Origin of the sequence: Parasphingorhabdus sp. SCSIO 66989 (genome assembly GCF_032852305.1) — a bacterium.
Taxonomy (GTDB): domain Bacteria; phylum Pseudomonadota; class Alphaproteobacteria; order Sphingomonadales; family Sphingomonadaceae; genus Alterisphingorhabdus; species Alterisphingorhabdus coralli.
Map to the genome: position 1 here is coordinate 1,153,863 of NZ_CP136594.1, position 20,985 is coordinate 1,174,847.

The window sequence follows — 20,985 nt, forward strand, 5'->3', positions numbered from 1 at the left end:
AATTTTATATTCCCGTAAAATCCCGTGAATTCCCCTTTTCTCCCGTGATTAAGGCTGATAAACCCGCTCTAACCATAGGGTGGACTGTTTCCAGTTGCTGATTCTCAGCACCGCTGGCGCATAGCGCTTGTCGGAACGGGAGCGCTTTGCCCTGACCAAATGGGTCAAGACCGGGGTGGAGGAACGTGAGCGAGCAGCCGAAATATCGGTATAGAGGGACATTTTTCGCCGCCCGTGGCGAAAAAGATCGCTTCGTGCTGCCTGCAGAATTTCGCAAAACCGTTACTGAAAGCAGCGACAAGCGCCTGCTGTGCCTGTCGCGCGACACCCGTTTTCCCTGCCTTGTTGGCTATGGTTTGAGCCGTCAGGACGAGATTGACGCCGAGATTGATCGCCAGGAAGCGCTCGCCACCCAGCGCGGAGAGGTGTTTGATCGTGAAGAGGCTGAGCTGTCGAGTTCGGCGATGGTGTTTGAGACCGGCTTTGACGCGTCAGGCCGGTTTATCTTCCCGCCGCATGCGCGCATCCTCGCCAGGATTGAAGGGCAGGCGCTGTTTATCGGCGGCGGCAGCCAGTTCCAGATTTGGGATCCTGATGCGCTGCTGGCTTATGAGACTGATGTTCCACGGCTGATCGACGCCAAGACGCTGATCCCCTATTTCCGCGAAGAGCTGGAGGCGCGCCAATGACCGCTGACAGTGTCTTGATGGACAACCCTCCGCATATTCCGGTTCTGCTTGATGAGGTCATCACTGCGCTCGCCATCCACCCGGGCGAGCGGCATGTCGATGCCACATTCGGTGCGGGCGGATATACGCGCGCGATGCTGGCTAAAGGCGCGATGGTGCATGGCTTTGATCGTGATCCCGATGCACGGCCTTATGCTGAGGCTGTGCTGAGCGAGCATGGCGAGATGTTCCGCTTCCACCCGGCGGAGTTCTCGCAACTGGACAGTGTATTGCGTGAGGCGGGGATCGAGGCGGTTGACGGTATCGTCTTCGATATTGGTGTCTCGTCGATGCAGTTGGACAGGCCGGAGCGAGGCTTTTCTTTCCGTGAGGATGGTCCGCTCGACATGCGCATGGCCCAGAGCGGTGAGAGCGCTGCGGATTTTCTCAACTCCGCCGAAGCCGATGCGATTGCGGATGTGCTGTATCTTTATGGTGAGGAGCGCCAATCGCGCCGCGTGGCCCGTGCGATCTGTGCTGCCCGCCCGCTGCAGACCACGGCAGAGCTGGCAGCGATCATCCGCAAGGCACTCGGCCATCATCCCGGCATGAAGAAAGATCCGGCGACGCGCAGCTTTCAGGCGATCCGCATCCATGTGAATGGCGAAATGGACGAACTGCGCGCAGGTCTGACGGCAGCGGAAGCGATGCTGAAGCCGGGTGGCCGTCTCGCGGTCGTGACTTTTCACAGTCTGGAAGACCGGATTGTGAAGCAGTTTTTCCGTACCCGGTCCGGGAGGCAGGGGGGTGGTTCGCGCCATCTGCCCGTTACCGATGCCGGGCCGCAACCCAGCTTTGGCAAGCCGGCCAAAGCCATTCGCGCGGGCGACGAAGAATGCGCCCGCAATCCCCGCGCCCGCTCGGCGACCCTTCGGGCCGCCATTCGCACTGACGCACCGACATGGAAGGAAGCGGCATGAAACTCGCTGCACGCAGACTGAAAAATCTAGGCTGGCTGGCGCTGGTGTTGGTGGTTGCAATCTCGCTCTATCCGCTCTCGCTCAGCGTTGCTTCTATCCGCAGCGACCTGTCGCGGACCGAGGCAAGGATTGTCGCGGCCAAAGAGCGGTTGCGTTATCTGGAAACCGAGTTTGCTACGCGCGCCAGCATGCGTCAGCTCGAGCTGTGGAATGCGGTCGATTATGGCTATGTAGCGCCTGAAGCGGCGCAATATATCAGCGGTGAGCGTGAACTGGCCAATCTCGGCAAAGGGCGCGACCATATGCATGACATTGTTGAAGTGGCAATGGTTGGCGTCCAAGATGCGGCGGGCACTGTCGGTTCGCCTTTTGGCGATGGCATCGCCATTCCCAAGGCAGAGGCCGAAGAAAATGGCGATGCGGTTGCGCCAGGCGGGGCAGCGGGCATGGCTGATGCCGCGCCAAGTGTAGCTGCGGCTGCGGCATCCGGTTCAGCTACGGTTGCGATTGATCTGCCTAAGAATGCGCCAACGATTGAGGATTTGCTCGAAGCGAACAGCGTGTCGTCGAGCAGTGATGCTACCGCTTCTGATTCCGGGAAGGATGCGCCGCAACTATGATGGCAATTGCCCAGGGCAAGGAACGCGTCCGCCTGGCCAGTGTCTCGGCCCAAGCCCTGTCCGTCGCACATATGCGCGCGTTGGTGGTGCTGTTGCTGCTCGCGTTCACCGTTTTGGTGATGATTGCCCGGTTGTTTTATATCGGTGTTTTTGAAGAGCATCGTGTCGCGCGTGATACCGGCACGCTCTATATCCCGCCGCGTGCTGATCTGGTCGATCGCAATGGCGTACCCTTGGCGCGGACCATTCCCGCCTTCGCCATTCGTGTCGAGCCGGAAAAGGTCATTGGTGATCGTAAAGAACTGGCGCGCCAGCTTGCCGAGATTTTCCCCGACACCAGCGCGGACAGCTTCTTCAAGAAACTGAACGGCACGCGCCCGACCTATTTGCGCCGTCGTGTTGTGCCGGAAGTGGCCAATCGAGTGCATGCGCTTGGCGAGGTTGGGTTCGACTTCCCGCAGGAAAATGAACGTTTCTATCCGCAACATGGGCTGGGCGCGCATTTGCTTGGTTATGTTAATGCCGATGGCAAGGGCGTCATGGGCATGGAGCGGGTGCTCAATGATCGGCTGGTGGATGATGTTCGTCGCGCCGAGCCGGTGCGGCTGGCCATGGATGTGCGGGTGCAGGCTGCCTTGGAGCATGAGCTGGGCAATGCGATGCTCGACCTACAGGCCAAGGGTGCGGCGGGGATTGTGCTTAATGCCAATACTGGCGAGGTTGTGGCGCTGGCCTCTTTGCCTGAGTTTAACCCCAATAAGATCGGCAAGGGTGATATCGCGCGCCAGACCAATGATGTGACGTTCAATGTCTATGAGCTGGGTTCGACCTTCAAGCCACTGACCGTTGCAGCGGCGCTGGATACCGGTACTGTGACCAATCTGGCTACCCGCTATGACGCTACACAGCCGCTCCAGGTCGGCCGCTTCAAGATCAGCGATGATCACCCACAGGCGCGCTACCTCAATGTGCCAGAAACGCTGGTGCATAGCTCGAATATTGTGACCGCTCGGTTGGCGGATAATCTTGGGCGCGATCGCATGGAGGCTATGCTGCGTTCGCTCGGTTTTGATGCACCACCCGAAGTTGAGCTGACAGAACGCGGTCATCCGCTCTGGCCCCAAAGCTGGGGTCGGGTAACCAATATGACCATCGCCTATGGCCACGGCATTGCGGTGACGCCGATGCACCTGGCTTCGGCCTATGCGGCTCTGGTGAATGGTGGTATCTGGCGTCCGGCCAGTGTGCGCAAGCTCAATGCTGATGAAGTGCCGCAGGGCCGCCGCGTGTTCAAAGCGGCGACAAGCGCGCGGATGCGTCAGTTGCTGCGGATGATTGTGGTCCACGGCACCGGACGCAAGGCCGACGCGCCGGGTTTCCGCATTGGCGGTAAGACCGGATCAGCAGAAAAGCCGCATAAGGGTGGCTATAAGAAAAGCTCGCTGGTCTCGACCTTTGCCGCCGCCTTCCCGATGGACAATCCCAAATATGTTGTCGTGACCATGCTCGATGAACCCAAGGGTAGCGCGGCCTCGGCCTATCAACGCACCGCTGGCTGGACCGCGGCGCCGGTGGTTGGCCGGTTGGTGCCGCGCATTGGCCCGATGCTGGGCGTCGTCCCTGATGACCGGCGCGATGTCGATATTACCGAGCTGACTCCGTTGCTCTGGAAAGCGAGGCATTCCGGCTGATGCGTCTCGGTTCCATCTTTTCTGCAGTGCCCGCCACCTTGGCCGATCAGCCGGTGACAGGTTTCGCGATTGACCACCGCAAGGTTGCTCCCGGCACGGTATTCGGCGCCTTTCGCGGTGCGCGCTTCAATGGCGAGGATTTTATTGCGGATGCGGTAGAAGCAGGCGCGATTGCTGTGGTTGCTTCCGATCAGGCCGATGTCCCGTCCAGCGTCGCCCATATTGTCGATGACGAACCCCGCCGCGCCTTCGCGCAAGGGGCCGCGCGCTATTTCCGCCCGGTGCCTTCGACTGTTGCTGCGGTGACGGGAACCAATGGCAAGACCTCGACTGCCGAGATGACCCGCCAGCTCTGGCATATGGCGGGCTTTGGCGCGGCGTCGATTGGTACGCTGGGGGTCACCACCTCTTTTGACCAGAACCGCACCGGTCTTACCACGCCGGATATTGTTACTTTCCTCAACAATATGAGTGGCATGGCGCGTCAAGGGATCAGCCATGTGATCTTTGAGGCGTCCAGTCACGGCCTGTCGCAATTCCGCACTGAAGGTCTGCCGGTAAAGATCGCTGCCTTCACCAATTTCAGCCGCGACCATCTCGACTATCATGGCACGATGGAGGCTTATTTCGCGGCCAAGATGCGGTTGTTTGACGAGGTAGTGGATAGCGATGGCACCGCCGTCATCTGGGCCGATGATCCCAAATCGCTCGAAGTTCAGGAGCGCTGTGAGACGCGTGGTCTCAAGACGCTGAGCGTGGGTGAGGCGGGTGATGATATCGTGCTGGTCTCACGCACACCAACGCCACTGGGGCAGGTGCTGATGGTCGAGCATCAGGGCAAAACCTATCGTATCTCACTGCCGTTGATCGGCGCGTATCAGGCGGCCAACGCGCTCACCTCTGCAGGCATAGCGATCGCCGCGGGCGACGAAGCTGATCAGGTCTTTGACCACGTCGCGCGGCTGCAACCGGTGCGCGGACGTCTTGAGCGCGCCGTGATCGCCAGCAATGGCGCACCGGTCTATGTGGATTATGCTCATACGCCCGATGCGCTGGCCTCGGCGATATCGGCGCTGCGTCCGCATGTTACCGGAAAGCTGATCTGTGTTTTTGGCGCAGGTGGGGATCGTGATAGCGGCAAGCGTCCGGAAATGGGCAAGATCGCACAGGCCCATGCCGATCATGTGATCGTCACCGATGACAATCCGCGCGGCGAAGATCCGTCAGCGATCCGCGCCGAGATACTCGCAGCAGCGCCAGATGCAGAGGATATTGGCGACCGCCGTTCAGCGATTGCCCATGCGCTTTCCATGGCGGGTTCTGAGGATATCGTGCTGCTTGCCGGCAAGGGCCATGAGCAGGGCCAGATTATCGGACGTGGTGAAGATCAGCGGGTGCTGCCCTTTGATGATGTCGAGGTTGCGCGGCAAGTCGCCGGGGAGGCGGTGGCATGAACACCATCTGGACCGCCGCAGAAATTGCCGAAGCGACCGGCGGCACAGCGCATGGCGACTTTGCCATTTCCGGCGTTGCTTTTGACTCACGCGAAGTGGGCACCGGCGACCTATTTATAGCGATGCGCGGCGAACAAGCCGATGGCCATGGCTATATTGACGGCGCATTGGAAAATGGCGCGGCGGGCGTCATCAGCGAAAAACCGCTGGGCGATGCGCCGTATGTGCTGGTTGAGGACAGCTTTGCCGCATTGAATGCGCTCGGCCATGCCGCCCGTGCGCGCACCGATGCGACCATTATCGGCGTTACCGGATCGGCGGGCAAAACCGGCACCAAGGAAGCGCTTTATCTCTCGCTCAGCCGCACCCCGGCGCGCAATGCGCATCGCTCGGTCAAAAGCTATAACAACCATGTCGGCGTGCCGCTCAGCCTCGCGCGGATGGACCCGGCGGTGGATTATGGCGTGTTTGAGATGGGCATGAACCATGCCGCCGAGCTCAGCGCCCTGACCCGGATTGTCCGACCCCATATCGCTATCATCACCACCATCGGTCCTGCACATATCGAGAATTTCGACGATGAAAGCGGTATTGCCCATGCCAAGGCGGAGATTTTCGAAGGGCTGGAACCTGAAGGCACTGCGATTATTCCGATCGACAACCCGCATTACCCGATCCTGCGCGCTAAGGCCGAGACTTGTGCTAGCCATATCCTCACCTTTGGCAGCCATGAAGATGCGGATATCCGGCTGATTGATGCCGTCCCAGCCATGGAAGGCGGCACATTGGTGACGGCGCGGATGCTTGACCGCATGCTGGTCTATCGCGTCGCCGAGCAGGGCGAGCATTGGGTGATGAATTCGCTGGCGGTGATGGCCGCTGTTCATGCTGCCGGCGGTGATCTGGCGCTGGCTGGATTGGCGATGTCTGAACTGCCGGGTCTCGCCGGGCGTGGTGCCACGCATGATCTGACGCTGCAGGGTGGTGCCAAAGTCCATCTGATCGACGAGAGCTACAATGCCAACCCCGCCTCCATGGCGGTGACACTCAAGACTTTCTCTGAGAATGCGGCTGGCCGAAAGGTCGCTGTTCTGGGCGCGATGAAGGAGTTGGGGGAGCGAAGCGAGCATTATCATGCCGAGCTGGTCCATCCGATTATCGCCGCCGAGGTCGACCATTGCATCTTGGTCGGTGAAGAGTTGCAAATTCTGGGTAAAAAGCTCGCAGAAGCGGTTGAGTATCAGGGCGGTTTCGACCATGTGGCCGATGCGTCTGCAGCGCTTGATCAGCTCCGGGCCATCATGGCCGATGGCGATACCGTTCTGGTCAAGGGGTCCAACAGTGTCAATCTGGGGTCGGTGGTCCGGGCGCTCACCGACGGGGAAACATAATGCTCCTGCTTCTCGCCGAAATGATGGGCTTTGAGGGCGTCTTCAACCTAATCCGCTATCTCAGCTTCCGTTCTGGCGCTGCCATTGTCACCGCGCTGTTTATCGGCATGGCGATCGGGCCGCGTTTCATCATGATGCTGCGGATGCGTCAGGGCAAAGGACAGCCGATCCGTGAGGATGGCCCGCAAAGCCATCTCGCCAAGCGAGGCACGCCGACCATGGGCGGGCTCATGATCCTGATCTCGCTGACGATCTCGCTGCTGATCTGGATGGATCTCAGCAATGTCTTTGTCTGGGCCTGTCTGTTTGTGACCTTGGGTTTCGGCACCATCGGTTTCCTCGATGATTATGACAAGGTGCGAAAGGCCAGTCACAAGGGCGTATCCGGCAAGGTGCGGCTCTTGGCTGAATTTGCCGTTGCAGGCGGTGCAAGCTGGCTAATCCTCAATCAGACCGGGACCTTCCTCTATGTCCCGTTCTTCAGCAATCTCGCCTTTGAGTTGGGGCTATTCTATTATCCCTTCGCCGCCTTTGTGATTGTCGGCGCGGGTAATGCGGTCAACCTGACAGACGGGCTGGATGGTCTCGCTACCATGCCTGTAGTGATTGCCAGCGGCACCTTCCTGCTGATCGTTTACTTGGTCGGTAATACTGTCTTCTCTGGCTATCTCGGCATTCCCTATGTTGAAGGTGTCGGCGAGCTGGCGATTTTCTGCGGTGCGATTATCGGCGCATGTCTGGCGTTCCTCTGGTTCAACGCGCCACCGGCAGCGGTGTTTATGGGCGATACCGGATCGCTCGCTCTTGGCGGAGCATTAGGGGCGATTGCCGTTGCCTCGCATCACGAGATTGTGCTGGCCATTGTCGGCGGCCTGTTTGTGCTCGAAGCGGTATCCGTCATCATCCAGGTGTTCTGGTTTAAACGCACCGGTCGCCGCGTCTTCCGCATGGCACCGATCCATCACCATTTTGAACAGCTTGGCTGGCCTGAATCCACCGTGGTGGTCCGTTTCTGGATCATCTCGCTTGTGCTTTCGCTGGCTGGATTGGCGACGCTGAAACTCAGATGATTACCGCACGCGCCTTTGACCGGAAACGCTATGCCGTGCTTGGCCTTGCCCGCTCCGGCAAAGCTGTGGTCGAGGCGCTGGTTGCTTCCGGCGCGCATGTGCTCGCCTGGGACAATAGCGAGGCCGCGCGCGATGGTTTGCCCGAGGGCGTTGAGCTGGGCGATCCGTTGGTTGCGGATTTGACCGGCTATGATGGCATTGTCGTCTCCCCCGGCGTGCCGATCAATCGCCATCCTATCGCCGATAGAGCCCGCGCATTCGATCTGCCGCTGATCGGCGATATCGAACTATTCGCCATGGCGCGCCCCGAATTGCCGGAGCATAAGGTGGTCGGCATCACCGGCACCAATGGCAAATCGACCACCACTGCCCTGGTGCACCATATGCTCAAACAGATGGGCTATAGCAGTTTGATGGGGGGGAATATCGGCCTGCCGATCATGAGCCAGATGCCGCTGCAGCCCAATGCTAAAGGCCCGGCAGTCTATGTGCTGGAGCTGTCGAGCTTTCAGATTGATCTGACCTACTCGCTGGCATGCGATGTCGCGGTGCTGCTTAACATCACCCCGGATCATCTTGATCGCTATGCCGATTACCCCGCTTATGCAGCTGCCAAGGCGAGACTGTTCGGGATGCAAAGGGCCGGGCAGGCGGCAGTGGTCAATCGGGAGACCGAGAAGGAATTTGCCGTTCTTGGCCAGCGCGATGATTTGACGGTGCAGTTTCTCGATGAGGTGGCTGTAGAGGGCCAAGATGATTGGCCGGCGCTGGCCGGACCGCATAACCGCGAAAACGCTGCTGCCGCTCTGGGCGTTGCTGCAGGGCTGGGGCTTGATCCAGCGGAGGCGGCGCGCAGCTTTGCCAGCTTTGGCGGGCTGTCTCACCGCATGGAGGTTATCACCCAGCATCAGGGTGTTGCCTATGTCAATGACAGCAAGGCCACCAATCCGGCGGCAACCGCCCCGGCACTGGCGGCTTATCGCAATATCCACTGGATTGCCGGCGGTCTGGCCAAGGAGAAAGGGCTGGATGAATGCGCGCCCTATTTCGACCGGATCAAACATGCTTACACCATCGGTGAGGCAGGCCCGGATTATGCCGAACTGCTGGGCACGCACATGCCGGTGAGCAAATCGGAAATGCTGTGCACCGCGGTGCGTGAGGCTTTTGAAACCGCAGTGCCGGGTGATGTGGTCCTGCTGTCTCCTGCCTGTGCCTCGTTCGACCAGTTTCGCGATTTTGAGGCGCGCGGGGATTGTTTTCGCAACATGGTGGAAAAGCTGATTGCCGATGAGGAGGCCGGGTGTGACCGATAACGTCATGAACGAGAATAATGCTTCGGTCGCCGACGCGCCCGCCATTGTCGCGCGCGGTATCTCCAAGCGCTTCAAGAGTCGGTTGGGCCGGTCGGACAAGTCGCAACTGGCGATCTGGTTCTGGGAACTTGACCGTGTCACATTGACACTGATCGGCATTTTGATGGGGCTTGGATTGATCGCCGTCGCCGCCGCATCGCCTGCTTCTGCGGCACGGCTTTCTACGGCGAGTGTCACGCTCGATCCGCTCTACTTCTTTTATCGTCAATTACGCTGGCTCGCTGTGGGTGTGCCGATGATGATCGTCATCTCAATGCTCCCCAAAACCCAGGCGCGCCGATTGGCGATTGCTGCGGCGCTGTTCTTTGGCTTGCTGCTTATGCTGGTTCCGATCCTGGGGGAAACCAAAAATGGCGCGCAGCGCTGGATTGGCTATGGTTTGACTATCCAGCCATCGGAGTTTCTCAAGCCCGCCTTTGCGGTCGCAACGGCCTGGATTTTGTCGCTCAAGGCGCGTGATCCTGACCTGCCGGTCCTGGCGGTGACCTTTGCCATTACCTGCGCAATTGGCTTTTTCCTGATGATGCAGCCCAATCTCGGCGCGACGATTATCTTCTTTGGCATCTGGTTTGTGCTGGCGCTGCTTGCTGGGCTCTCCTTCCAGATTATCGCGGTATCGATTGTTGCCGGTATCGGCGGCCTGACCACTGCCTATCTTTTCTATCCGGTGGCGACGCAGCGGATTAATGCGTGGCTCTTCGGTGGTGATCAGTTTGACCAGGTCAGCTTTGCCCATAACACGCTGACCAGCAGCGGCTTTATCGGCGCAGGCCCAGGACTGGGCACGGCGAAGTTTCGCCTGCCTGAAGCGCATACCGACTATATCTTCTCGGTGATTGGTGAGGAATTTGGTCTGCTGGCCTGTGCCGCAATTGCGATATTCTATCTGGTGTTTATGGGCCGGGTGCTTTTGCGGCTACAAGAGGAGAAAGACCTTTTCCTAACCCTGGCAGTCAGCGGTCTGGCGGCGCAGATTGTTGGTCAGGCGATGATCAATATCGCCGTCAACCTCCAGCTCTTCCCGTCCAAAGGGATGACCTTGCCGTTTATCAGCTATGGTGGGTCATCGATGCTGGCATTGTGTTTTGCCGCTGGTTTGCTGCTCGCCTTGAGCCGCAGAAACCCCTATCTTGACCGCTCCTCATTTGACAGGAGTTGGCAGCAGTGACTAAAGTTTCCCGCCATTATGTTCTCGCCGCCGGAGGGACGGGCGGCCATATGATTCCCGCCTATTCACTGGGCGAGGAATTGATGAAGCGCGGCCATCGCGTTGCCCTGCTCACCGATGAGCGCGGCGCGAAGATTCCCGGTATCTTTGAAGAAGGTCAGGTACATATCCTGCCGACCGGCAGGCTGTCCGGTGGACCGCTGGCCAAGCTGAAAGGCCTTCGCAGCATCTGGACCGCGCGCAAAATGGCGCTGGAGCTGATAAAGACTTTTCAACCCACAGCGGTTGTTGGCTTTGGCGGCTATCCTGCATTGCCAACCTTGTTGGCCGCACACCGCTCCAAGCTACCGACCATTGTGCATGAGCAGAATGCGGTCTTTGGGCGCGTCAACCGGCTGATGGCGCGCAAGGTCGGGGCGATTGCCACCGCCTATAAAAAGGTCGAGCGGCTCGACAGCAAATATGCCCATAAGGTGCATGTCGTCGGCAATCCGGTGCGGCAGGCGATCCTCGATATCCGCACCCAGGATTTTCCGCCCTTCCTACCCGATGGCATTTTCCGGGTGCTGGTAACCGGCGGTAGTCAGGGCGCGAGCATTCTCTCCGACGTGGTACCCGACGGTCTGGCGATGTTGCCGACGCATCTGCGCCGTCGCCTGCAGGTGACGCAGCAATGCCGTGAGGAGGATATCGACAAGGTGCGCGAGCGCTATGCCGCGCATGAGATTCCGGCGGAGCTTGCGACCTATCTCAATGATCTGCCTGATCGCCTTGCCTGGTCGCACCTGTTTATCGGCCGTGCCGGTGCTTCGACCATTGCCGAACTAACTGTAGCCGGACGTCCCGCGATTTTGGTGCCACTGCCAATCGCGACCGACAATCACCAGACCTTCAATGTCAAGGATATGGTTGAGGCGGGCGGCGCACGCTCGATCCAGCAGCCGCAATTTACCGCCAAGGAATTGGCCAAGCAGATTCAGAAAATGGCGATGGACCCGGCGTCGCTCGAAAATGCAGCGCTGGCGGCGCATAAATGCGGCTACCCCAATGCGACGCAGGACCTTGCCGATCTGGTGGAAAGCGCTGGCGGCGATCCGCTGACCGATACCATCCGCATTCGTCCCTCCGAACAGGGTCTCGCCACTGCCAAGGAATCCTTGGCGCGCACCAGTGACCAGAAAGAGAGCGTCTGATGCCGGGTGTTGGTACCGATATTGGCACCATCCACTTTGTCGGCATTGGCGGCATTGGCATGTCCGGAATAGCCGAGGTAATGCACAATCTGGGCTATAATGTGCAGGGCAGCGATATCGCCGAAAGCCCGACGGTCGAGCGGCTGCGCGGCAAGGGCATGACGGTGCATATCGGCCATGATCCCGAGCATGTCGCTGATGCCGCAGTGCTGGTCACCTCAACCGCAGTACGGCGAACCAACCCCGAAGTGGCGCATGCGCTGGAACACCGTATCCCGGTGGTGCGCCGCGCCGAGATGCTGGCCGAGCTGATGCGGCTAAAATCCACCATCGCCATAGCCGGGACCCATGGCAAGACGACCACCACCTCGATGGTCGCGGCGATGCTCGATGCTGGCGGTATCGACCCTACAGTGATCAATGGCGGCATTATCAATCAATACGGCTCCAATGCGCGGCTGGGTGACAGCGACTGGATGGTGGTTGAGGCCGATGAAAGCGATGGCAGCTTCTTGCGGCTCGACGGTACTTTGGCCGTGGTCACCAATATCGATCCTGAACATCTCGATCATTATGGCAGCTTTGATGCGATCAAATCCGCCTTTGTCGAGTTTATCGAGAATGTGCCTTTTTACGGCGCGGCGATTTTGTGCATCGATCACCCGGAAGTGCAGGCGCTGCTGCCACGGGTGAAGGACCGGCGGCTGATTTCCTATGGTTTTTCCGCGCAAGCCGATATTCGCGGCGACAATGTCACGCCGTTTCCAGGCGGCAACCGCTTTGATGTGGTGGTGCGCGACCGTGATGGCGAGACGCGCACGATAGAGGGCGTGACCCTGCCGATGCCGGGACGGCATAATGTCCAAAATGCACTGGCGGCGGTCGCGGTTGGCCTGCAAATGGGCATGAGCGATGAAGCGGTCCGCACCGGTTTTGACAGCTTTGGCGGTGTGAAACGGCGCTTTACCCGGGTCGGCACCATCACAGTGGATGGTGGCGAGGCCGCGATTATCGACGATTACGGCCATCATCCCGTTGAGATACAGGCGGTGCTTTCAGCCGCACGCGAGGGCGCCAAGGGCCGCGTGATCGCGGTGTGTCAACCGCATCGCTATACCCGGCTGCGCGATCATATGGACGCGTTTCAGGGCTGCTTTAACGATGCCGATATTGTGCTGGTCACGCCGGTGTTCAAAGCGGGTGAAGAGCCGATTGAGGGCGTCGACAGTGATGCACTGGTCGCGGGCTTGAAACAGCGTGGTCATCGCGAGGCGGCGTTGGTTTCGGATGGGGATGATCTGGCTCGGGTTTTGGCCGGGATCGTGCGCGCGGATGATATGGTCGTATGCCTGGGCGCGGGCGATATAACCAAATGGGCTGCGGGCCTGGCTGACGCGGTGATGGAGGCGCGTAAATGAACGCGGCGCAATCACCCACTCCGTTCGCCTCGAGCGAAGTCGAGAGGCAGGCAGCAGGCACGGTGTCTCGACTGCGCTCGACACGAACGGGTGAAGAGATTGTTGTTCGTGGTAAGCTCAAATCCCAAGCACCACTCGCACCATTGGTTTGGTTCAAATCGGGCGGCCATGCCGACTGGCTGTTCGAGCCCAAGGATGCAAACGACCTCGCCGATTTTCTGAAGCAGCTTGATGGCACTCTGCCCGTATGGCCGCTTGGCCTTGGCTCCAACTGCATCATTCGCGATGGCGGCATACGCGGCGTGGTAGTGCGGCTCGGCAAGCCCTTTGCCAAAGTCGAAGAAGCAGGCGAAAACCGCATGCGCTGCGGCGGGGGAGCTTCGGGCATATTGGTATCGTCCAAGGCACGAGATGCCGGCCTTGGCGGGCTGGAGTTTCTGCGCGGTATTCCCGGCACGGTCGGCGGTTTTGTCCGCATGAATGGCGGTGCCTATGGCCGCGAAGTTAGCGATGTACTGATCAGCTGCGATGTGGTTCTGCCCTCAGGCGAGACACAGACATTGGATGCGGCGGAACTCAACTATAGCTATCGCCACAGCGAATTGCCCGAGGGTGCGATTGTTGTCAGTGCCTTGTTTCAGGGAACGCCCGCCGACAGGGACGCCATTCAGGCGGAGATGGACCGCATCGCCCAGGCGCGCGAAGACTCCCAGCCTCTCCGTTCCAAAACCGGCGGTTCGACTTTCAAAAATCCCGATGGCCATAAGGCATGGCAGCTTGTCGATGCGGCAGGTTGTCGAGGCCTCAAAGTCGGCGGCGCGCAGGTGAGTGAGAAGCACACCAATTTCCTGATCAACACCGGCGATGCCAGCAGTGCGGATATTGAAGCGCTGGGTGAAGAGGTACGCCGCCGCGTCAGGGACGATTCAGGTGTCGAGCTGCAATGGGAAATCCAGCGCGTGGGGGAAAAGGGATGAGAGATATTCTGCATCTTTTTCCGTTCGTGTCGAGCGTAGTCGAGACACGGCTCTCCACTTGCACCAGCCTCTCGACTTCGCTCGAGGCGAACGGATTTTTTGAACTTATTGGATCTAAAACATGACCCTCGCCAAACTCCATATCGCGGTTTTGATGGGTGGCTGGTCATCCGAGCGCGAGGTTTCGCTGATGTCCGGTGAGGGCATTGCCGAGGCACTTGAAAGCCGTGGGCACAAGGTGACCCGCATCGATATGGATCGCAACATTGCTTCGGTGATGGAAGGCGTGCGGCCCGATGTTGTGTTTAATGCACTGCATGGCACGCCCGGGGAAGATGGCCGGGTGCAGGGTATGCTCGATCTGATGCAGATACCCTATACCCATAGCGGCATGGCGGCTTCGGTCATCGCGATTGACAAGCAGCTGACCAAGAATGAGCTTGTTCCGCATGGCATCCCGATGCCGGACGGTGAGATCATACAGAGCGAGAGCCTTTACAGCGCCGACCCGATGCCGCGCCCCTATGTGTTGAAGCCGGTCAATGAAGGCTCGTCCGTCGGCGTCGCTATCGTCAAAGAGGACGGTAATTACGGCAGCCCTATTGCACGAGATAGCGAAGGCCCGTGGCAGGAATTTGATGAGCTACTCGCCGAACCCTTTATCCGTGGGCGCGAACTGACCACCGCTGTGATTGGTGATAAGCCGCTGACCGTCACCGAGCTGCGGGCTAAATCGGGCTTTTATGATTATGATGCCAAATATACCGAAGGCCTGACCGAGCATATTTGCCCAGCGGACATCCCCCAGGACATTCATGATCTGTGCCTCAAATATGCGCTGGAGGCGCATCGTCTGCTCGGCTGCAAGGGTGTTTCGCGCAGCGACTATCGCTGGGATGACAGCAAGGGTGCAGACGGCCTGTTCCTGCTTGAGGTCAACACCCAGCCGGGGATGACACCTTATAGCCTGGTGCCCGAACAGGCGGCGCATATCGGCATGGATTATCCGACACTGGTCGAGGCAATCGTGGAGGCGGCCTTATGACAGCAGCAAAAACCAAACGCGGCAAACCGCAAAAGGCACGAAAATCGCCGCAGCGAAAGCGGACGGTAAAACGCACAAGCATAATGGACCGGCTGCTCAAGGTTCTGCCGTTTACCCCGGAACAGGTACAGCGGGCGATGACCTTTGCGATTGTCGCCGGGGTCGTGCTTGGTGTTCTGGCGGTCGCCAAGATTGCGGGGGTTACTGATCGCGCCGGCACGCAACTGGCTGAGATCGCAGGCGATGCCGGATTTGAGGTCAAGCATGTTGAAGTGCGGGGCCTTGAAAATGTCAACGAGCTGAAAGTCTATGAGATTGTCCTCGCCGAAAAAGACCGGGCCATGCCGCTGGTTGATCTCGACCGGCTGCGCAATGAGCTGATGCAATTTGGCTGGATTGGTGATGCACGCGTGTCGCGTCAGCTTCCCGATACGCTGATCGTCGACATTGTCGAGCGCGAGCCGCATGCCGTCTGGAATGATGGCAAGCAATTGGCGATCATCGATGATGAGGGTCGCCTGCTTGAGGTGATTAAGGATGCGCGTGAGGTCGATCTGCCGCTGATCAGCGGCAAGAATGCGAATACCAAAGCCGCAGCGCTCGATGCGCTGATGGATCAAGCTCCGGCACTGGAACCGATGGTGACCGAGGCCAAATGGGTCGGCAATCGCCGCTGGGACTTGGTGTTTCAATCCGGCGAGACACTGGCCTTGCCCGAAGGCGAGGAAGCATCGAAGGCTGCCTTTGTGACCTTTGCCCGGATGGAAGGCGTTAACCGGCTGCTCGGCACCGGGGTTACCCATTTTGATCTGCGCGACCCGGATCGAGCCTATTTCCGTCTGCCGCAAGAGGGTAGCTCCGCAGGTGGGGAGGCACAGCCATGAGCAGTTCGCCGATCACCAAAGTCTATACCGCGCTCGATATCGGTTCCTCCAAAGTCAGCGCGTTGATTGCCGGGCGCAATGAAGAGGGCAATCTGGTTGCACTTGGCACCGGGCAGCATGCCAGCGAAGGCGTAAAGCGCGGCTATGTCACCGATGTTGAGCGCACCGAACATGCGGTACGCAATGCGGTGGAACAGGCCGAACGGATGGCGGGCATCAATGTCGAGCAGATCTGGGTCGGCTGCACCTCGGGCGGGTTGGTCAGCCGCATCACCACCGTCGAGACTGAATTGCATGGCGAGCGGATCGAGCAGGATGATATTGACTATCTGCTCGGTCATGGCCGTGATGCGATTGAGCCCGATGGCCGTATGGTGCTGCATGCCGAACCGGCGCTCTACACCCTCGATGGTCAGGCCAAGGTGAAGGAGCCCAAGGGGCTTCACGCTGACCGGCTTGGTGTCGATATCCATGTGGTGCTTGCTGATGGAGCACCGGTCCGCAATATCGATATGTGCGTGCGTGCTGCGCATCTCGATGTGCGAGCAGTCGTGGCCGCGCCGATTGCTTGTGGTCTGGCCTGTCTCAGCGAAGAGGAGCGCGAACTGGGCGTTGCTCTGGTTGAGCTGGGCGCAGCGGTGACCAATATCTCGCTTTATGCCGGAGGTATGCTGGTCGGGCTGCACAGCATCCCCTATGGCGCGTCGGATATGACCGATGCCATCGCCTCGGCTTTCGGTATCCGGCGCAATGAGGCGGAGCGGCTCAAATGCTTTTATGGTTCGGCCATTGCCAGCCCTGCCGATCATCGTGAAATGATCCCGATCAAGCGGTCGGTTGACGGTATTGTCGGCAGCAAGCAGGATGAGGAAGGGGGCAGCGACGACAGGATTGCCCGGGCCGAACTGGTCAGCGTGATTGTCCAGCAGCTTGATTATCTGCTGAGTGAAGTCTCCACCGGCCTTAAACAGCTTGGCTTTGCCGGACCACGCGGCAAGATGGTGGTGCTCACAGGCGGTGGTGCAGAGCTCAAAGGCATTGCCGACTATGCTCAGGGTGTATTTGGCCAGACGGTGCGCATTGGTGCGCCGATCAAGATGCAAGGCCTGCCAGAGGCGCATAGCGGCCCGGCCTTTTCCACATTGGCCGGTCTGGTGCGTTATGCCGACCAGAATCCGCGCGATATCCGCTTGATGCTGCCTCAAAAACAGGTGGTCCATGGCTATTCCGGTCTGGCCGCATTTCGGCGGCTTTGGCAGACGTTGAAAGAGGAATATTGAACCTTCTCGAGACGCGCCGGGAGCGTCGGCTGAAGAGTTCTGGGGAAAGGTAAAGTTTTTACGTGATTCGGCGATTCATTCTGTGCAATGACTATGGTTAATCAACTACAGAACCGTCGCAGGACATAACGGGTATTTGTGGGTCGCGTGAGAGGCGATCAGGGAGTGAAGATTATGAGTATCGATATTGGTCCCCCGGCAATGGATGAGCTTCGGCCCCGCATTGCGGTTATCGGTGTTGGCGGCGCCGGAGGCAATGCCATTGCGAATATGATTGCCGCCAGCGTTGAGGGCGTCGATTTCATTATCGCCAATACAGACGCGCAGGCGTTGAACAGCTCGGTCGCCGAACAGCGCATCCAGCTTGGCCCTGATATTACGCAGGGTCTGGGTGCCGGATCGCGCCCTGAAGTTGGTCGCGCTGCGGCGGAAGAGACCATGGCGGAAATAGACAAGACGCTGGATGGCGCACATATGTGCTTTATCGCCGCCGGCATGGGCGGCGGCACTGGCACTGGCGCCGCTCCGGTCATCGCCAAGATTGCGCGTGACAAGGGCATATTAACGGTCGGCGTTGTGACCAAGCCGTTCACCTTTGAAGGCTCACGCCGCATGCGCGCGGCAGAGGCGGGGATTGAGGAACTGCAGAAAAATGTCGATACGCTGATCGTCATTCCCAATCAGAACCTGTTCCTGATCGCCAATGCCGACACCACTTTCAAAGAAGCCTTCACCATGGCGGATGAAGTGCTGCAACAGGGTGTCCGCTCGATTACCGACCTGATGGTCATGCCCGGCCTGATCAATCTTGATTTTGCCGATGTCCGTTCCGTCATGCGTGAGATGGGCAAGGCGATGATGGGCACAGGCGAAGCCGAAGGTGATGGTCGTGCGCTGGAAGCTGCCGAGAAGGCCATCGCCAATCCGCTGCTTGACGGTGTTTCGATGCAGGGTGCCAAAGGGGTTATCATCTCCATCACCGGCGGCGATGATATGCGCCTGATGGAGGTCGATGAGGCTGCGAATCATATCCGTGAGCTGGTTGATGCCGATGCCAATATCATTTGGGGTTCTGCCTTTAACGATGATCTGTCCGGCAAAATCCGTGTTTCCGTGGTCGCTACTGGTATCGATAGCGATGGCGCGGTCAGCGAAGATAATGCGCGGCCTTTCTCGTTCGCACGCAACGCTGCCCCAGCGGCAGCGCCAGTGCAGGAAACACCTGTGGTGGAAGAAGAGGCACCTGCTGAAGAGGCTACTGCGCCTGAAGTTGAAGACAGCGGTGCTGAAGCAGAACAGCGTATGCCATTGGTCACGCCGACCGGCGGTGACAGCCTGACCGACACATCGTCAACCCCGCTCAATTTGCGGGTGGCTGCTGAACCAGCGGCGGAGTCACCCGTGGCAGCAGCAGCTGCGCCGGTTGAAGATGCACCAATTGCGGAAAATGAGGCAGAGGATGAGCTGCTGCTTGACACTGAATCGATGGAAGAGCAGCCGGAAGCCGATGAACCGCCAGTATTACAGCCGCCCGAGCCAGCCAACAGCGATGAAATAGAGCCAAGCAAGCCCGCACCGCGTATCGCCAATGGCGGCGGCACTCTGTTTGAACGCATGGCCAATCTCTCGCGTAACGAACGTGGCGAAGAGGATAAAGATCAGCCAGAGGATGGCGGCTCGCTGAACATCCCGCGTTTTCTGAACCGGCAGAACAACCAGTAAACGATCATTTTGGGTTTAGTATATCTAGCAAAGGGCGGGCACAGCAATGTGTCCGCCCTCTTGCTATTACGGCTCTTGCGGCCTGCTAGCTGTGCAGAAATTGCGATTAAAATCATGACTTTTGCTCGCTGGACCGGACATATTCCGATAGGGTTCCGTCAATGATATATTATCTTAAAGGCATGGCTTCCCATTTTCCTTTGATACAATCTGCACGGTTCTGGCCGCTCTGTATTGCCGGAACGGCAATGATGGTGCCGTTTACCCATGGTGGCATATCGCTGGCACAGCAGTCCGGGGCGCAGTCCTCGCTTGATGTGCGATCCCCTGAAGGCACGCGCGAATTGGGGAATGCGTTGCAACGGCTGGCGCGTAATTCGCGTGACCTTAACGCGCTCATAGACGCGGGGAATGCGGCACTCACACTGGGTGATCCGACGGCGGCGATCGGCTTTTTTGCTCGTGCCGAGGAGATTGACCCGCGCAATGGCCGGATCAAGGCAGGGCTGGGCAAGGCTGTGTTGGGCACCGAAAACCCCTATGAAGCGCTGCGGCTGTTTGATGAGGCGAGTGCACTGGGCATTCCCGCCAGCTCGTTCGCTGCTGATCGCGGGCTAGCTTATGATCTGGTTGGAAAACAGGAACTCGCACAGCAGGATTACCAGATTGCGATGCGGCGCGAAAACAGTGATGAGCTGACGCGGCGCTATGCATTATCGCTCGGCATATCGGGTCGTAAGGACGAGGCTGAGGCAGTATTGACGCCCCTGCTGCGCGAACAGGACGTGGCTGCCTGGCGGATGCGCGCTTTCATATTGGCGATCAATGACGATATGGACGGGGCCATCGCGATTTCCGATGCGACCATGCGCCCGCGCGGAGCGCGTGCTATTCGCCCGTTCCTGCGCTACTTTCCCAAACTGACGCCAAGCCAACAGGCAGCCGCCGCGCATTTTGGTCATTTTCCACAAGAGGCCAATATTGGACGCGATAATCCACGCAATGCGGAGTTTGCGGACCGCAGTTCGTCCGGTTCCTCGCGGCGCATCTTTCGCGGCAGCCGTGCCGATGCAGGCTTAATACCGGTTGGTGAGCCTCTGGGGGCACAATCGGGTGATGGTAAGCCCGAACGGGTTGTGGATCGCTCGCCACGGCGCAGGCCTGGCAATTCGAGTGAAACAGCGCCTTCGTCACCGGCACCTGCGCCTGCGCCGGTCGAGACGGTAGTGACACAGCAGACCGAGCAGGTTGCGGTAGCCGAAGCTATTCAGGATTTAGAAAGCGGTGCTCAACCCGCAAATACAGATAGCGGATCAGAGACCGCTCGCCCGCCAGCGGGCCCGGAGTCGACTGAGTCGGCAGCGCTAGAGGTAGAGCAAGCGGCAGCGAATCCACCGGAATCTCTTTTGGCGCAGACGGGCAGTCCCAGTGGTGAAGCGGCGCAGAATATAGCATCCGCTGCACCTGACTCCACCATTGCAGCGGCAGAAACCCAGCCTGTTGCGCCGCAATCGACAGTGCCTATGCCGGGGTTTGAAAGCCTTGGCGATCCCGCCACGAGCAGCTTTGACCTTGCCAATACAGGCAGCGCGGCTGCAGAGGGTGGCGATGCGGCGCAACCGCCGAAAGAAGAGCCTGCCGACTTTGCTTCTCTGATGGCCGATCTATCGGTACCTAAGGAGGAGTTAGCCAGAGATCAGGGTGCGGTCGATATTACCGCTATCACCCCGGCCAAACCCAAGCCCAAGCCTGCTCCTGAACCGGCTGAACCCAAGCATCCCAGCCGTCACTGGGTTCAGGTAGCAATAGGCGCGGATGCGGCAGCGCTGAGTCGCGAATGGCGGCGCTTGTCGCGCAAGGCTCCCGATGCTTTTGCGGGAAAGAAAGGCTGGTACACCCCGCTCAATCAGACCAACCGCGTTCTGGCTGGCCCGTTTGGCAGCAGGCGCGAGGCACAGGCCTTTGTCAACACTCTGGCGGAATCAGAGTTTTCGGCCTTTACCTTCACCAGCGATGAAGGACAGGTGATTACGCCACTGAAGTAAGCA

Annotated in this window: 17 protein-coding genes; all 17 read left to right on the forward strand. The window is 59.1% G+C overall.

The annotated features are described in order from the left end of the window. Positions 1–254: 254 nt before the first annotated feature. The 17 genes from RB602_RS05365 to RB602_RS05445 all read left to right on the forward strand — a co-directional run bounded on the left by RB602_RS05365 (position 255) and on the right by RB602_RS05445 (position 20,982). Complete coding sequence (locus RB602_RS05365; protein WP_317083633.1) at positions 255–689, forward strand: division/cell wall cluster transcriptional repressor MraZ; 435 nt, start codon at positions 255–257, stop codon at positions 687–689. After that, positions 686–1,648, forward strand: coding sequence for a 16S rRNA (cytosine(1402)-N(4))-methyltransferase RsmH (rsmH, locus tag RB602_RS05370; RefSeq protein WP_317083635.1), 963 nt, complete (start codon positions 686–688; stop codon positions 1,646–1,648). Before RB602_RS05365 ends, rsmH begins: the two co-directional genes overlap by 4 nt. After that, positions 1,645–2,268 carry a hypothetical protein gene (locus RB602_RS05375; protein ID WP_317083637.1) on the forward strand — a complete coding sequence of 208 codons (624 nt, stop codon included), beginning with the start codon at positions 1,645–1,647 and terminating at the stop codon, positions 2,266–2,268. The genes rsmH and RB602_RS05375 overlap by 4 nt, the downstream gene beginning before the upstream one ends. Then, a complete protein-coding gene (locus RB602_RS05380; RefSeq protein ID WP_317083639.1) occupies positions 2,265–3,959 on the forward strand; it encodes a peptidoglycan D,D-transpeptidase FtsI family protein in 1,695 nt (564 codons plus the stop codon). Before RB602_RS05375 ends, RB602_RS05380 begins: the two co-directional genes overlap by 4 nt. After that, positions 3,959–5,413 carry a UDP-N-acetylmuramoyl-L-alanyl-D-glutamate--2,6-diaminopimelate ligase gene (locus tag RB602_RS05385; RefSeq protein ID WP_317083641.1) on the forward strand — a complete coding sequence of 485 codons (1,455 nt, stop codon included), beginning with the start codon at positions 3,959–3,961 and terminating at the stop codon, positions 5,411–5,413. The genes RB602_RS05380 and RB602_RS05385 overlap by 1 nt, the downstream gene beginning before the upstream one ends. Then, complete coding sequence (locus RB602_RS05390) at positions 5,410–6,804, forward strand: UDP-N-acetylmuramoyl-tripeptide--D-alanyl-D-alanine ligase (RefSeq protein ID WP_317083643.1); 1,395 nt, start codon at positions 5,410–5,412, stop codon at positions 6,802–6,804. Before RB602_RS05385 ends, RB602_RS05390 begins: the two co-directional genes overlap by 4 nt. Continuing rightward, positions 6,804–7,874 carry a phospho-N-acetylmuramoyl-pentapeptide-transferase gene (gene mraY, locus RB602_RS05395; RefSeq protein ID WP_317083645.1) on the forward strand — a complete coding sequence of 357 codons (1,071 nt, stop codon included), beginning with the start codon at positions 6,804–6,806 and terminating at the stop codon, positions 7,872–7,874. The genes RB602_RS05390 and mraY overlap by 1 nt, the downstream gene beginning before the upstream one ends. Further along, the gene (gene murD / locus RB602_RS05400) at positions 7,871–9,190 is read left to right on the forward strand and encodes a UDP-N-acetylmuramoyl-L-alanine--D-glutamate ligase (RefSeq protein ID WP_317083647.1); all 1,320 of its coding nucleotides are present in this window, start codon (positions 7,871–7,873) and stop codon (positions 9,188–9,190) included. Before mraY ends, murD begins: the two co-directional genes overlap by 4 nt. 4 nt (positions 9,191–9,194) lie before the next feature. Then, positions 9,195–10,418 (forward strand): FtsW/RodA/SpoVE family cell cycle protein, encoded by a 1,224-nt coding sequence (locus RB602_RS05405; protein ID WP_406568407.1) that lies wholly within the window; start codon positions 9,195–9,197, stop codon positions 10,416–10,418. Between the two features lie 50 nt (positions 10,419–10,468). Next, the gene (gene murG / locus RB602_RS05410) at positions 10,469–11,611 is read left to right on the forward strand and encodes an undecaprenyldiphospho-muramoylpentapeptide beta-N-acetylglucosaminyltransferase (protein ID WP_317084430.1); all 1,143 of its coding nucleotides are present in this window, start codon (positions 10,469–10,471) and stop codon (positions 11,609–11,611) included. Continuing rightward, complete coding sequence (gene murC, locus RB602_RS05415) at positions 11,611–13,029, forward strand: UDP-N-acetylmuramate--L-alanine ligase (protein ID WP_317083651.1); 1,419 nt, start codon at positions 11,611–11,613, stop codon at positions 13,027–13,029. The genes murG and murC overlap by 1 nt, the downstream gene beginning before the upstream one ends. 62 nt (positions 13,030–13,091) lie before the next feature. Continuing rightward, positions 13,092–14,006: a UDP-N-acetylmuramate dehydrogenase gene (gene murB / locus RB602_RS05420; protein ID WP_406568408.1), complete on the forward strand. Its 915-nt coding sequence runs from the start codon at positions 13,092–13,094 to the stop codon at positions 14,004–14,006. Between the two features lie 121 nt (positions 14,007–14,127). Further along, a complete protein-coding gene (locus RB602_RS05425; protein WP_317083654.1) occupies positions 14,128–15,051 on the forward strand; it encodes a D-alanine--D-alanine ligase in 924 nt (307 codons plus the stop codon). After that, complete coding sequence (locus RB602_RS05430; RefSeq protein ID WP_317083656.1) at positions 15,048–15,935, forward strand: cell division protein FtsQ/DivIB; 888 nt, start codon at positions 15,048–15,050, stop codon at positions 15,933–15,935. Before RB602_RS05425 ends, RB602_RS05430 begins: the two co-directional genes overlap by 4 nt. Then, positions 15,932–17,215: a cell division protein FtsA gene (gene ftsA, locus RB602_RS05435; RefSeq protein ID WP_317083658.1), complete on the forward strand. Its 1,284-nt coding sequence runs from the start codon at positions 15,932–15,934 to the stop codon at positions 17,213–17,215. Before RB602_RS05430 ends, ftsA begins: the two co-directional genes overlap by 4 nt. Positions 17,216–17,389: 174 nt before the next feature. Then, positions 17,390–18,937 carry a cell division protein FtsZ gene (gene ftsZ / locus RB602_RS05440; protein WP_317083660.1) on the forward strand — a complete coding sequence of 516 codons (1,548 nt, stop codon included), beginning with the start codon at positions 17,390–17,392 and terminating at the stop codon, positions 18,935–18,937. Between the two features lie 182 nt (positions 18,938–19,119). Then, positions 19,120–20,982, forward strand: a complete 1,863-nt coding sequence (locus RB602_RS05445; RefSeq protein ID WP_317083662.1) for an SPOR domain-containing protein — start codon at positions 19,120–19,122, stop codon at positions 20,980–20,982. The last annotated feature ends 3 nt before the right edge of the window (positions 20,983–20,985 follow it).

Excerpts from the sequence above, each read along its gene's own strand:
- RB602_RS05385 (WP_317083641.1), top strand. The coding sequence starts at position 3,959 with ATGCGTCTCGGTTCCATCTTTTCTGCAGTGCCCGCCACCTTGGCCGAT.
- RB602_RS05445 (WP_317083662.1), top strand. The coding sequence starts at position 19,120 with ATGGCTTCCCATTTTCCTTTGATACAATCTGCACGGTTCTGGCCGCTC.
- RB602_RS05405 (WP_406568407.1), top strand. The coding sequence starts at position 9,195 with ATGAACGAGAATAATGCTTCGGTCGCCGACGCGCCCGCCATTGTCGCG.
- RB602_RS05425 (WP_317083654.1), top strand. The coding sequence starts at position 14,128 with ATGACCCTCGCCAAACTCCATATCGCGGTTTTGATGGGTGGCTGGTCA.
- mraY (WP_317083645.1), top strand. The coding sequence starts at position 6,804 with ATGCTCCTGCTTCTCGCCGAAATGATGGGCTTTGAGGGCGTCTTCAAC.
- RB602_RS05390 (WP_317083643.1), top strand. The coding sequence starts at position 5,410 with ATGAACACCATCTGGACCGCCGCAGAAATTGCCGAAGCGACCGGCGGC.
- murG (WP_317084430.1), top strand. The coding sequence starts at position 10,469 with ATGATTCCCGCCTATTCACTGGGCGAGGAATTGATGAAGCGCGGCCAT.
- rsmH (WP_317083635.1), top strand. The coding sequence starts at position 686 with ATGACCGCTGACAGTGTCTTGATGGACAACCCTCCGCATATTCCGGTT.
- murC (WP_317083651.1), top strand. The coding sequence starts at position 11,611 with ATGCCGGGTGTTGGTACCGATATTGGCACCATCCACTTTGTCGGCATT.
- ftsZ (WP_317083660.1), top strand. The coding sequence starts at position 17,390 with ATGAGTATCGATATTGGTCCCCCGGCAATGGATGAGCTTCGGCCCCGC.
- RB602_RS05375 (WP_317083637.1), top strand. The coding sequence starts at position 1,645 with ATGAAACTCGCTGCACGCAGACTGAAAAATCTAGGCTGGCTGGCGCTG.
- RB602_RS05430 (WP_317083656.1), top strand. The coding sequence starts at position 15,048 with ATGACAGCAGCAAAAACCAAACGCGGCAAACCGCAAAAGGCACGAAAA.
- RB602_RS05380 (WP_317083639.1), top strand. The coding sequence starts at position 2,265 with ATGATGGCAATTGCCCAGGGCAAGGAACGCGTCCGCCTGGCCAGTGTC.
- ftsA (WP_317083658.1), top strand. The coding sequence starts at position 15,932 with ATGAGCAGTTCGCCGATCACCAAAGTCTATACCGCGCTCGATATCGGT.
- murD (WP_317083647.1), top strand. The coding sequence starts at position 7,871 with ATGATTACCGCACGCGCCTTTGACCGGAAACGCTATGCCGTGCTTGGC.